13 protein-coding genes are annotated in these 13,113 nt (G+C 33.3%); all 13 read right to left on the reverse strand.

Translation table 11 applies throughout. The annotated features are described in order from the left end of the window. Positions 1-205: 205 nt before the first annotated feature. The 13 genes from BUB90_RS05255 to BUB90_RS05315 all read right to left on the reverse strand — a co-directional run bounded on the left by BUB90_RS05255 (position 206) and on the right by BUB90_RS05315 (position 13,111). A complete protein-coding gene (locus BUB90_RS05255; RefSeq protein ID WP_073284105.1) occupies positions 206-1,090 on the reverse strand; it encodes a DUF445 domain-containing protein in 885 nt (294 codons plus the stop codon). Positions 1,091-1,201: 111 nt separating this feature from the next. Then, positions 1,202-2,590: a sensor histidine kinase gene (locus tag BUB90_RS05260; RefSeq protein WP_073284110.1), complete on the reverse strand. Its 1,389-nt coding sequence runs from the start codon at positions 2,588-2,590 to the stop codon at positions 1,202-1,204. Between the two features lie 23 nt (positions 2,591-2,613). After that, positions 2,614-3,306: a response regulator transcription factor gene (locus BUB90_RS05265; protein ID WP_073284114.1), complete on the reverse strand. Its 693-nt coding sequence runs from the start codon at positions 3,304-3,306 to the stop codon at positions 2,614-2,616. A gap of 10 nt (positions 3,307-3,316) precedes the next feature. After that, positions 3,317-3,739, reverse strand: coding sequence for a nucleotidyltransferase domain-containing protein (locus tag BUB90_RS05270; RefSeq protein WP_073284117.1), 423 nt, complete (start codon positions 3,737-3,739; stop codon positions 3,317-3,319). An 82-nt stretch (positions 3,740-3,821) separates the two neighbouring features. Beyond that, a complete protein-coding gene (locus tag BUB90_RS05275; protein WP_073284120.1) occupies positions 3,822-4,580 on the reverse strand; it encodes an ABC transporter ATP-binding protein in 759 nt (252 codons plus the stop codon). 12 nt (positions 4,581-4,592) lie between these two features. Then, a complete protein-coding gene (locus BUB90_RS05280; protein WP_073284123.1) occupies positions 4,593-6,905 on the reverse strand; it encodes an ABC transporter permease in 2,313 nt (770 codons plus the stop codon). Positions 6,906-7,201: 296 nt separating this feature from the next. Beyond that, complete coding sequence (locus BUB90_RS05285; protein WP_073284126.1) at positions 7,202-7,567, reverse strand: BlaI/MecI/CopY family transcriptional regulator; 366 nt, start codon at positions 7,565-7,567, stop codon at positions 7,202-7,204. 309 nt (positions 7,568-7,876) lie between these two features. Then, on the reverse strand, positions 7,877-8,530 hold the full coding sequence (locus tag BUB90_RS05290) for an HAD family hydrolase (RefSeq protein WP_073284129.1): 654 nt from the start codon (positions 8,528-8,530) through the stop codon (positions 7,877-7,879). 11 nt (positions 8,531-8,541) lie between these two features. Next, positions 8,542-9,492: an RluA family pseudouridine synthase gene (locus BUB90_RS05295; protein ID WP_073284905.1), complete on the reverse strand. Its 951-nt coding sequence runs from the start codon at positions 9,490-9,492 to the stop codon at positions 8,542-8,544. 212 nt (positions 9,493-9,704) lie between these two features. Further along, entirely contained in the window at positions 9,705-10,208 is a 504-nt protein-coding gene (gene lspA, locus BUB90_RS05300; RefSeq protein ID WP_073284134.1) for a signal peptidase II, read from the reverse strand. 59 nt (positions 10,209-10,267) lie between these two features. Continuing rightward, positions 10,268-11,359 carry a 3-dehydroquinate synthase gene (gene aroB, locus BUB90_RS05305; RefSeq protein WP_073284139.1) on the reverse strand — a complete coding sequence of 364 codons (1,092 nt, stop codon included), beginning with the start codon at positions 11,357-11,359 and terminating at the stop codon, positions 10,268-10,270. 85 nt (positions 11,360-11,444) lie between these two features. Continuing rightward, entirely contained in the window at positions 11,445-12,344 is a 900-nt protein-coding gene (locus tag BUB90_RS05310) for a DivIVA domain-containing protein (RefSeq protein ID WP_073284143.1), read from the reverse strand. An 11-nt stretch (positions 12,345-12,355) separates the two neighbouring features. Beyond that, positions 12,356-13,111, reverse strand: a complete 756-nt coding sequence (locus tag BUB90_RS05315) for a YlmH family RNA-binding protein (RefSeq protein ID WP_073284146.1) — start codon at positions 13,109-13,111, stop codon at positions 12,356-12,358. Between the last annotated feature and the right edge of the window lie 2 nt (positions 13,112-13,113).

Below are 13,113 nucleotides of genomic sequence, written 5' to 3' on the forward strand. Positions count from 1 at the left end.
TGCAATTTATTTATTTATTATTTTTAACAACTACACTTAATAATATACAACATTTAAAGAAATTTTTCTACTAAAATTTTAATTTAGTGAAAACCCTATAAACGACGGTTCTATATTTGTTAATATCAAGAACCATTTCATTAATTTAAGCATAATTTCGTCGTATTACTATTTACTTACTATAATGTAATTTCCAAGTTAGAGTTTAAAAGAAAAGATTGAATAAACCAAGAACAAAACCAATGATCGCTCCTAGATTAACAATCATTCCAAGTTCATTCTTCATAACAGACATAATAAGATCTTCTAACTCTCTCACAGCCATATTATTGATTTTCTCTTCAACAATTCCTTGGATATCGAATGTATCTACAATATCAGATACATGTTCCTCTATCATGCTATTATATAGTTGGTTTATTATACTTTCTACTTTTGTAGTATCGATACCACCAATAATTGAATTAATGGATTTCGTTTCCATGGTATCAATTTCGTTTGAGATATATTCTCTTATTTTATCCTTGCCACCATCCCTTACATAACTATCAACCTTATTACCTATTGGAGTAGCTAGAGATGCAATAAGATCTTCATTAATAAACATCGCTAACATACCACCCTTTTGTTTTAACGCAGCGGCACCTTCGGTGGCAATAATATTACCAACGTTCATAGACAAGAAACCAGTTGTAATCTTACCCGTAACACCTTCGATTAATAAGTCTTTTTTATCTTCATAGGAATCTTGTCCGAATACAGATAATCCAATTTCTTCAATATTACGTTCAATAAGAGTATCATTAACTCCTTTTACAATGCCGTCAGTAATGGTTCGTCTCATACGATCTGAGGTAAGTACCTTAGTGAGTTCATCCTTACTTAACAACGCATTGCCTACTGCTTGACCGAGAGCATGTGCTAATTCTGGCTTTCTCTTAGGTATAATGCCTGGTGTGAACGGTAACGTATATTTTCCGATTCTAATAGGTTTTAATGGGCGAAATAGCATCTTAACAGCAATATAATTGGTAAAATATCCGATAACTCCTCCGATAATTGGTCCTGCTAATACATTAATAATTTCCATAACAATTCCTCTTTCTGTATGTCATATTTTGCTTATAGAAGTATACACTATAATTGCTATGGATTCAACCCAATACTTTACGACTGGTGGTAATGCTGTTCGAGAGAATTATTATATGCAACTTAATGTAAACCAAAACTCACTTCCATTCGATTTACGACTGCGGCAATAGATTTCGCCACCATGCTGATGGATAATATATTTGCTGATGGATAACCCCAATCCCGATCCAGGTACATTGGAACTACGAGATTTCTCCGCACGGTAGAATTTATCAAATACATATGGAATGTCTTCAGCGCGAATACCAATGCCATTATCTATGATATGGATGCTTAATACCCCCTTCTCTCGTTTTGTTATTAACTGTATGAACCCATGTGCCGAGTCCATATATTTCATACTATTTTCTATAAGATTATACAATACTTCTGTTATTCGCTTTTGATCAATCAATATAATAAAATCCTCTTCAGGGTAGGTACATTCAAACTGAATATTACGTTGTTCAATATAGATTCGTAATTCTCTGGTTATCTCCTTGATGTAACTTTGAAAATATACTTCTTTCCTTTGAATATCCATCTGGTTAAGTTGCGCGTTCGAATATTCTAATAACTCGGTAATCATGCCTTCAAGAAGGTTTGTCTTATTAATGATAATAGATAAAAATTCCTGACGTTCTATATCTGTTGCTGCAATACCATCACGAATTCCTTCACTATATGCTTTAATTGTTGAGATTGGAGTACGTAAATCATGGGATATACAAGAAATTAATTCTTGTTGGGATTTTCGAATTGCTTGTTCACTAATCTGTTTTGCTTTTAACTCATCTCTCATTAATTCAAAGGAATAGGTTAAATCTCCAATTTCATTGGCTTGTAATTTATTGTCATATACACGAAGTACCTCTATATCATAATTTCCTGCAATAATTGCTTGCGAAGAAGAAGATATCCTTTGCAGGGGTTTTAATATACGTAGGTTACAATATATGGATCGTAGAATTAATAGGATGATACTTAAGATAATTCCAATACCTATTGGTAAAAAACTTAACACCTCATTTCTTGCATGCAAATCGGAAACAACATGGCTTCTTGGTAATAGATATACAACAAAACCAATACAAACATTATTGTTATTCAGCACTAGAGGGCATTTTTGATACCCTGGATATTGTTTTGCAAAACTACGGTCCATCTGAAGCATCTCATCAACGACTATCGTATCATCTTTTTCCTGTTTGAATTCTGATGTAGCGAATAATACCCTACCCGATGTATCAAACACTATATAAGGATATTCGGTTTCTGGATAGATTCCTCGTTCAATTTGTTCACGTTCTTTTTCAAGCTTAACTCTTGCATTGTTAATATATATCGTAAAATCAAGGTGTTTATAGTTATATAAGCTGATTAAAAAACCAGCTACTAGAATAAATATAATCATTAGTGAGGTAATCCGATTCCATCTTTTAATCTTATTATTTATCATAAATACCTTCCTGAAGATATGTACTATTGAGCAATGAATTTGTATCCTGCACCCCAAACCGTTTTTATATAATCTAGACTGTATACATCTAATTTATAACGAATTCGATTAACATATACAGTGACACTATTATCGTCACTACATTCGTTATATCCCCACACAGCTTCATAGATTTGATCTTTTGAAAAAACTTGATTCGGGCTAGATGCTAGATAATATAGAATATCAAATTCTTTCGTTGTAAGCGTTAGTTCTTCCCCCTTGGCAGTTGCTGTGTAGGAGGCTTTATTCAAAACTAAGTCCCCCACAATGATTTGATTGGTATTCATAGTACTTGAATTACAGGTTAACTTCTCATAACGCCTAATTTGCGCTTTCACTCGTGCAACTACTTCAATCGGACTAAATGGTTTCGTTACATAATCATCCGCACCAATTCCTAATGCAATTACTTTATCCATCTCCCCATTCTTAGCGGATAACATAATGATGGATGCATCAGAATCTGACCTGATTTCCTTGCATACTTCTATTCCATCCATAAGAGGTAACATAATGTCTAATAATACTACACTAGGATTACAACGATGAAATGCTTCTAATCCAGCTTTGCCGTCATTGGTAATCTCTACTTGAAAACCTTCTACTTTCAAGTACGCTGCAACAATATTGGCTAATTCTTTCTCATCATCGACTATTAGAATTGTGTGTATCATAACCACTCCTTTAACTATCAATATATTGACCATCTAATGGTCTTACCGAGAACTCTTCACTTGTAAGAACACCTTGTTTATCTACTAGTATCTGATATCCATCTTCTAATACTTTGCGAGTCCCCGCATCTAATGGCATGGAATACCAACTAGGTTTAACGAGTCCAAATTCTACTTCCTCACCTTCTTCAAACCACACTCGTATGGAAGTACAAGCTCCCCAATACTCTAAGACATAGTTTTTTACGTGTCCAAACGTATCTATAAATGAGATTTTATTCAGAAGTTCCTCTTTATAATCAGTTATTATACATACATCAATATCAGAGTTAGGTTGATTTGTTTTACGTGCAAAAGAACCAACAAGTACAATTGCTTCTACTTGTGGGTCCTTTTTCCCCCATTCGGTTATCATTTTAATAATATTACGCATCTGAGATCACCTGTACTTCTTCGTAAAAGATAATCTAAGTATACCATTATATTCCTAAAAACACTATAAGAATACTTGCAAGTTACCAACCTTTCGATTTTAGAAAGCGATATAAGGTATCTTCTCTTTGCGTCAAGTCATCTGTTCCATATTCCGTTAATACTAGGTCACCATCTATTCGACCATCCTTAATATACAGAATTCGACTGCCCCGAAGGGCTGCCTTCAAATCATGAGTAACCATTACTACTGATTGTCCTTCTGCATGTACCGCAGTAAATATATCCAACACACTTTCACCTTGTGAGGAATTCAAAGATCCAGTTGGCTCATCTGCAAACAATACTTTCGGGTTGTTTATAAGTGCTCTACATATTGCTGCTCGTTGCCGTTGACCACCAGACATCTGGTTAGGAAACTTATGTTTATGCTCGTTCAATTCTAACTTTTCCAGAAGATCGTTTGCTCGTTCTTCTACTGCCTTATGTTTAGTTTTTGTTTTATAAGTGGGGCTTACAATGTTCTCATATACATTAAGATTGGGAATAAGATTGATACCTTGGAAGACAAATCCAAGCTTATTCTTACGTAACTTCGTAATTTCTTTTTCCTTCATTCTTGTAATATCCTCATTATCAAAGAATACTTTACCTGTAGTAACTTGATCCATGCCACTAAGTGAATATAACAGTGTTGATTTACCAGATCCGGAACTTCCCATAATTACTGTGAAATCCCCCTCATATATATCTAAATCCATATTCTTAATAATGTTATTGATCTCTCCGTCTGTTATGAAACTCTTGCATAATAGTTGCGTCTTTATAATTGAATCTTTCACTTTTAACTCCTCCTATTCCGTTACTAAATCCCTTACATTCACATGATATAGAGAATGGCTAGATAATACGGTACTAATGATAAATAATAAAAATGCACTGGTATTAAGAATAATTAGATGTGAAACATCAATAGTAATTGGATATTTTCGAAATCCAAAGATACTAAGTGCAATTGACATAATTTGTCCATACGATATTATTGTTAATGGTACGACAATAACTATTGCTACGATAGCAACTATCCCTACATAGTATAGATTAGACAACATTAAATCTCTTGTTGAATAACCGATACATTTGTATATGCCATTACTTTTTTCGTTACTTGCGTTCTTAAGCATTACAATGCAGAAGATATTAATTCCTCCGATTAAGAAAACAAGTAAGATGACAGGTGGTATTCCACTAATCTGAGGTGCCGTAATCATATTCATAATCGATGCAAATGCTTCTGTTCTAGGAATTACTTTACCGTTATTTCCAATAATCTTTTTCATATCTTGAATGAACTGATTTATGTCTGTACCATCTTTTAAATATATAGAACAAGCATTGTAGCTTATTGAAACATTATTCGAGGTATATGCATCCGTACGTAAACGGCATGCATCGCCTAGTTGGTAATAAGTCTGAAAGATTCCGGTAACTAATAACTTTTTCTTATAGTTACCGCCGAGGTAACATTCAATATAATCTCCAATTTCTTTTTTTTGATCATTTGCAACCTTAGTTGATATAGCAATCTCATCTTTGGTCTTTGGATTATATCCTTCAATTACAGGTAAATTAACTTCACTATAATCATCATAGACGAAGGCCGATAGGCTAGGGTTAACTATTTCTTTCTTCCAATCAAGAAGGATTCTCTCATTTTGAACAACATCTACTGCTTGCGTAACTCTCTCATCAGCCTCCACAACAGACTTCACATAAGTATATTGCTCTGAATTGGTAACATTAATAATTACATCGGAAGCATCTACACCAAGCCAGTAATCATTCTTGTCTTTTTGTGAGTAAGCAACATCTAAAGAAATCATACCGAAATTGATACTAAATACAGTTACAATCGCTGTTATTAGAATACCTATAATACCTTTTTTATCCCTTACTATGTTTCGTAGTGCAATTCCCATTGGAGAAAATGCAACATTCACATTCCCTTTCAATCTTTGTTTCTTGGTATTGGTATTCTGTAAACCATTCAAAGCATAGGTAGGCTTTATATTCTTAGTTTTATGAATAATCATATAGATAATCCCTAGAACAAATACGAGAATAATTACAAAACAAGGAATTCCAGTTCGTAGGACATTAATATCAGTATTTTCTCCAAGATTCTCATAAATTCTGTTTAATACCACCTTAGAGATTAGTTTTGATACATATATTCCAAATGCACTTGCTACGGAAACAATTACGAAATAAAAAGTAAGATAGAACTTCAATATATCATTCGTATCATAACCGATCGTCTTATACACCGCAATTGACTTAGCATCTGTAATCATTGCATGACGAATCATGAAGTTAATAATTAAACAGCTTACAATTAACATAATACATCCAATAGCTAAGAATAAAGCAGATACTATGTTAGTTGAAAGCAATGCATTGGATAGCATTTCATCAACAGTTACAATAAAACCTGGGAATACCTCAGAATGCTTTTCCTGATAAGCAGATTTAATATCTTCACCTATATAACCATCTTTTGCATAGATTTTCAATAAATATTGCTGATGAAATTCCTCTGGGATTTCCTTTACTAAAACGGCTGAATCAAATGCAGTCGAAGTAGAATATGGTTCGGTGAAAATTCCGCTAATTGTATACTTAAGCTCTTGTTTAGCATTCTTAATTACCAGAGTATCACCTATATTCAAATGAAATTCGTTCTTAATACAAGCTGGAATTAGACAACTTTTTTGCCCATTTTTATCCTCTAATGTAGAAGTACCCTCTAATAAACGAATATTTCCATATACCTCAGTATTGTACGTGACTAAGTCCACAAATGCTTCTAATTTTTCTCCTCCAACATACATATCGTCTTCGATATAGGAATACGGTACAATGATTGAACTATCAACTTCTTCTAGTTCCTCAAATCGATTTTGTAGTACTTCACACGAACTACGTTCTGGGGAGAATGAAAATACCGTGATATCGGCAGGTTTACAATCACCTTTTAATCTTTCGTAGGGTTCATTAATAGATGTCAACATTGTCATCGATCCATTTAATAATGTCTTACATAACAATATAACAAAGAAAACCATTAACGATTGGATTTTTCGTTGTCTAAATAATTTGGTCCACATCTTATTTACTCCTCTCATAGATGCAATTATTAGGCGATTGCATAACTCTTATATTTACATTACGTATACTATTTTACAAGTTATACGCTATCGTTCTTGATGCCTATATCTCTATCATAATCTATATTTATTAAATAAAAATTGTTAAAATATAAATAATTATAAATAAACTACAGGATTTTCATACTAAAAAAGCTATCGTAATCATATATTACGATAGCTAATATTTCATTAAAATAGATTTACACTCCGTTACTTAGTATTACTATGTATTACTCTAGTTCTATATATATAGCTTAGAATTTTTGTTCATTAACAATCCGTTCAAGCTCCATAAGTTCAGCCTTTGACAATTCTTGCTCTTTTAAGAAATCCACAATGAATTTACTTAGAGAGCCACTATATAATTGATTAATCAAGACTTTCGTCTCTATATTTTGTACAGTGCGTTTGGATATGGAAGCCTTACATATAAAGCCTGGATCCTCTCGCATAATCGCTCCCTTATCGATGAGTCTCTTGATTACGGTATACGTTGTATTCTTTTCCCAACCAATATACTCTTTGATAATCTTAGCAATATCTTTAGCCGCAAGTGTCTTATTGGACCATAAAAGTTCCATAATATTAAGCTCACCTTCGTGTAATCGAATCTCTTTCATCCTAATATATCCCCATACTTTCTATGTTTCTAGCTCTATTCAGGTCTATGTAAGGAAGGATTAAAGTTAATAAGATTACTGCTTGAGTATCACACAAGACCTTAGACCCATTAAGAGCTTTGATAATAACCATATTCTACATTAATAGATACTATTTGTCAAATTTCATCTTCAACTCAAATTTTGCATTTGAAGATCTCGATTGCAGAGTTGCGTTGCGAATGAACTACGTTTGACCTAACATGCTATCACATAAATTAGTGCAAATTGACGAAATCAAAATTAGCTTTTGACACTCTAACCAGTATATTAGAATAGGTAGTTATATAAATCCTTTACTTTAGTAAAATAGAAATCGCATTGCTTAGACATATAGTCATTAATTTTAGGTATGTTATATGCCCAACCAGCTGCAGCAAATGGTACATTACAAGCCTTAGCCATATCATAACCTGGTTTCAAATCATCCACCATAAGAATTTCTTCTGGTTTTAAATCTAACTGATGCATGATTTCTTGTAAAGGATATGGATTCGGCTTTCTTTCTTTGGCAGGCCTATCCCAGCCGAATACAAGATCTGGTTTAGGTAATCCATTTTTCTCATAATCTCGATAGATATTCTTACTAAAGGAATGAGAGACAACACAAATGTTGCCTCCTTGCTCTTTATGTCGTTCCATTAACTCTTTCATTCCCGAAAAGATCGTTGGAATATGATTCTCTACACAAGTTAACCAATTGCTTTCCTGAATCTGCAATTCTTCTTCATTAAAGGAAAGATGCTTTGATAACAGCTCACTAAAACCAGGATGAAAACAATGAAGTATGAACTCATCAATTTCCATAGTAATATCTGGTCTTAACTGTTTTAAAGTATCTTGAAAAGCTGGAAAATGTATATTCTTTGTACTGTCAACAACAGTATCATCATGATCAAATACTAAACAACGGTGTCTTAACATAAGTTTTCTCCCTATCTTCGTAACTTTTCTAATAAGTCTACGAAATACGCAGGCAAAGGTGCTTCAAATTCCACATACTCATTGGTTGTTGGATGAATAAAACCTAGAACTCTAGCATGTAAAGCTTGCCCTTCTAATTTGAATTTATCTTTTGATGGACCATAAACGTCATCTCCTACAAGGGGATGGGATATACTTGCCATATGAACACGGATTTGATGGGTACGACCTGTTTCTAATGTACATACCACATGAGCATATTTTGTACCTAGATTTTCAAGAACTTTATAATGGGTTGTCGCATCTTTGCCGTTTTTGTGATTAATACACATCTTCTTACGATCAATTGGATGTCTTCCTATCGGTCCTTCTACTTTTCCTTCCATCATAGAGAATGAGTTATATACGATAGCTTCGTATTTTCTTGTAATAGAATGTACTTTTAATTGTTCAGCAATGGAAGTATGGGCTTTATCATTCTTACATACTACGATAACACCTGTAGTATTCATATCAATTCGATGAACGATACCCGGTCTTAATACGCCATTGATTCCAGATAGATTGTCTTTGCAGTGATGCATAAGAGCATTCACGATAGTACCAGAATAATGCCCAGCAGCAGGATGAACAACCATTCCTTTCCCTTTGTTAATTACGATAATATCATCATCTTCATATAGAATATCAAGAGGGATATCCTCTGGCTCAATTTCCAGTGTTTTTGGTTGTGGAATGGCAATTGTAATCTCATCATCTTTCACTACTTTATAGTTTGATTTCACTATTTTGTTGTTTGCGCAGACAGCGCCCTCTTTTACTAATGATTGTATATAGGAACGTGATAGAGTAAAGTTCTCCATGTTTTGACAAACATTTGTAAGGTATTTATCTATTCTAATGTTTTGATTATCTTCTGTTACGGTAAAGGTAACAAGAGTATGATTCTCATTATTCTTTATAATAGAAACATTTATCGAGGAATCCTCTAACAAATCGTCATCTAGTAATTCATTAGATTCTTCTAATTCATTTATATCTTTATTCAATTCATTAAATCCTTTCCATATTGGAATTTAATTAAGCATGTGCGAAACTTTTTGTTATACGACAGCCTTCTTATCCAACACACTGTGACAACAAAATCTTTGACATGAATATATCGAATCCGTGTTTAATTCGCTTGTTTTTTCTTCCTAGATAGAAAGTCAAGGTCTTCATCTTTGTAGTAGAATAAGAACAGTAAAACGAGTATAAAACAAGATACGGTAACATAACTATCCGCAACATTAAATATTGGGAAATCGATTAATTCAAAATATAGAAAATCTACTACATAATTTCTAAATACACGGTCAATACAATTTCCAAGTGCACCAGCGCCTAAGAAAATCAATATCCAGTGAATTGGTTGATACTTCTTGGTTTCCGGTAGTTTTATATATACAAATACGATACCAATTAAAATAACTATAGTAAACAATACAAATAGCCAGATTTTATCTTGTAGCATGCCAAAAGCCATACCACGATTTTCATGATAGTGAAATTGGAATACTCCTTTAATAACATCAAATCCTTCGGTGCCTTCAAGTTTTGTCTTAGCTAAGATTTTAGTAATCTGATCAAATGCTATTAATAGTATTAACCAGAATAACCCCGTTATTTTCTTTTTCATTATGTTTGTTTCCTCCTAGGAGTATATTTTAGGAATAGCTTCGTATAAAAAATCCCAATCTAATTATTTTGCATTATATATTCAAGGGCTGCCGCCATCTCTTCATCTGTCACATCCGATTCTATATATCCAGACCCGATTTTTTCGAGTAAGATAAACTTGATTTTACCAGCTTCCATCTTTTTATCATTCTTCGTAGCAGCTATAACTTCCGTTATACCAATACTACTTATTCCGACTGGTAATCCAAAAGATTGAATCAAAGTAACAGAATCTTCTACCTCTTCCCAGGTAAGCATACCTCTTTTAGCAGACATATAGATTGCTGCAACCATACCTAAAGCAACACATTGCCCATGATATAATTTAAAGCTCATCAACTTCTCGATTGCATGCCCAAGCGTATGCCCAAAGTTAAGTAAGGCTCTCTCGCCCTTTTCAAGTGGATCTCTCTCAACGACTTCCTTCTTGTAAAGACAACTGTGATATACCATTTCACGAAGAACTTCATAATCTTGATTTAGAATACGATCATGATTATCCTGTAGCCATTTATAAAAAGAAACATCTTTGATATATCCATATTTAATTACTTCACTCATACCAGATGAGAATTGTTCTTTCGGTAATGAAATTAGTGTTGACAGATTCATATAGACACATTTGGGCTGGTGGAATGCTCCCACCATGTTCTTATATGCATCAAAGTCAACTCCAGTTTTACCACCCACACTGCTATCAACCATTGATAAAAGCGTTGTTGGTAACTGAATAAAACGAATCCCTCTAAGATATGTTGCAGCAGTGTAACCAACCAAATCACCAACTACTCCACCGCCAAGGGCAATTAAAACATCATTACGATCAAATTTTGCTTTAATGAGGTGTTCATATAGATTCTTTACCGTATCTAGTGTTTTATTCTCTTCACCAGCTTGAAATACATACGAATCGACGAATGCCACATGTTCCTTCGTACTATTTATAACTTCTTGTAAATACGTGTTTGTGTTAGAATCACATACTATACACACCTTGTGATTAGATAAACTAAGTTTTTCTAGTTCTTCACCTAACTTTTCGTATGAATTATGAAAAATGATATCGTAACACCATGAATTATTATAATTAACCTGTAGTATTTCTTGCATAGTAAGAACCTGCCCCTTTCATTTACACATAAGAATGAGGCTGTCATGCTTAGTAAATACTACAGCGACAGCCTAATTATCCCTATTAATCAAGATTAACTTCAAAATCTATAAATTCAAATTCGGATTCCAAGGAAGCGTCTTTCTTTTCCTTACAATTATTCGGAGAATCCTCTAAGGTTAAAGCTGCTTCCTCAACCATAGTGAAATCAGAATCTTCTGTATTCGATATATTGTTTGTGTTTGTATTGCTTTCATTATTAACGTAATTAGCAATTTTTTCAAACGCCTCTAATTCCTCTTTTGTAAATAATTCTTCAACTAAAGGTTTTTTTACAACTTGTTCATCAGTTTGCTCGTCAATAAACTCTTCAACAAGCTTCTTTACAAGTTCTTTATTCTCTTCATCAGATGAATCATTCTTTGCGTGGTCAGTTTCTTTAATACTTTCTGCCGAATCTTGTGAAGTAGAAGGTGAAAGACTGTTCGAATCAACTGGGTTTGTATAACTTGTTTTTAATTGTTCTCCATTCATAAGTGTTAATTCGAATGTAGGCGATTTTAATAAATCAATCTGCGCTGCAGCTAATTGTCTGTATTGAACTTTGTAACATTCATATTGTTGTGTCAGAGCTGTAATCATTTGATTTACGTGATTTAATTCATTCTTCGCATCAGCAATAATTAAATCTGCTTTACCACGCGCTTCCTTTTCAATGGCTTTGGCACTCTTAAGTGCAGCCTGTTTTGTTTCTTCTGCAGTTTGCTCTGCCAGAACCAATGCTTTTTGTAATGTTTTTTCAATTGTTTTATAATATTGAATTCCATCATTTAATACACTAAGTTTATCTTTTAATTCTACATTTTCTTTATATAATTTCTCATAACCGGCTAAGATCTCACGCATAAACCCATCTACGTCTTTACGATCATAGCCAATTCCTGATTTAAAACTCTTACTCTGTATCTCAATCGGTGTTAACATTAGTATGCCTCCTAAATGTATTTCATTAATACGACAAAATATCGTCCTTTTTTTGTCTGATTTTGTTGTTCTTGATAGATGAATTTTCCGTATCCTCTAACGGATACAACATCCCCTTCTTTAAGAGTGTAACTATTTGATTCAATTAAACGGCTATTAACAAACACTTTTCCAGCTGTAATTAAGTTACTAAGGCTACTTCTTGAACCATTAAAAGCTAAGGACAACACAGCATCTAGCCTCACAGAAGCAACAGTACCACGAATCTCTTGAAACTGGTGTGCTACATTCATCATTAAATCATCATCTTGTGTGCATCTTACATCTGTATGTTTTATACGGGTAAGATTCTGAATAATATAATTGCACATCTTATCGTTACAGAATACGTACCCTTCTTTGTTCTTTATAATGATATCACCAATTGTATAACGCTCTATTCCAAGGTTTAGTAATGCCCCTAAATAATCTCTATGTGTTAAGACATCACAAAACTTTACATTACGTGGGGTTATTCTTACACAGTGAATAGGAAATTTTCTATCATAATCGTTGGTGAACTGATAGAAACAAACCATCTTACGCTCTGCACCCTCATAACCACCATATAAATCTATCTCTACTGGTGGTAATTCTTTCTTAATCGATAATAATAGGTTTAACTCATTTAAGTTCAAAAATTCTGAATACGTAGTAAACCCTTTATTACATGTGTTAAAAGCAAGCTCTTTTAGTCGCTTACAAAGTAATTCATCGTCTTTTGTCATCT

This window comes from Anaerosporobacter mobilis DSM 15930, assembly GCF_900142955.1.
Lineage (GTDB): Bacteria > Bacillota > Clostridia > Lachnospirales > Lachnospiraceae > Anaerosporobacter > Anaerosporobacter mobilis.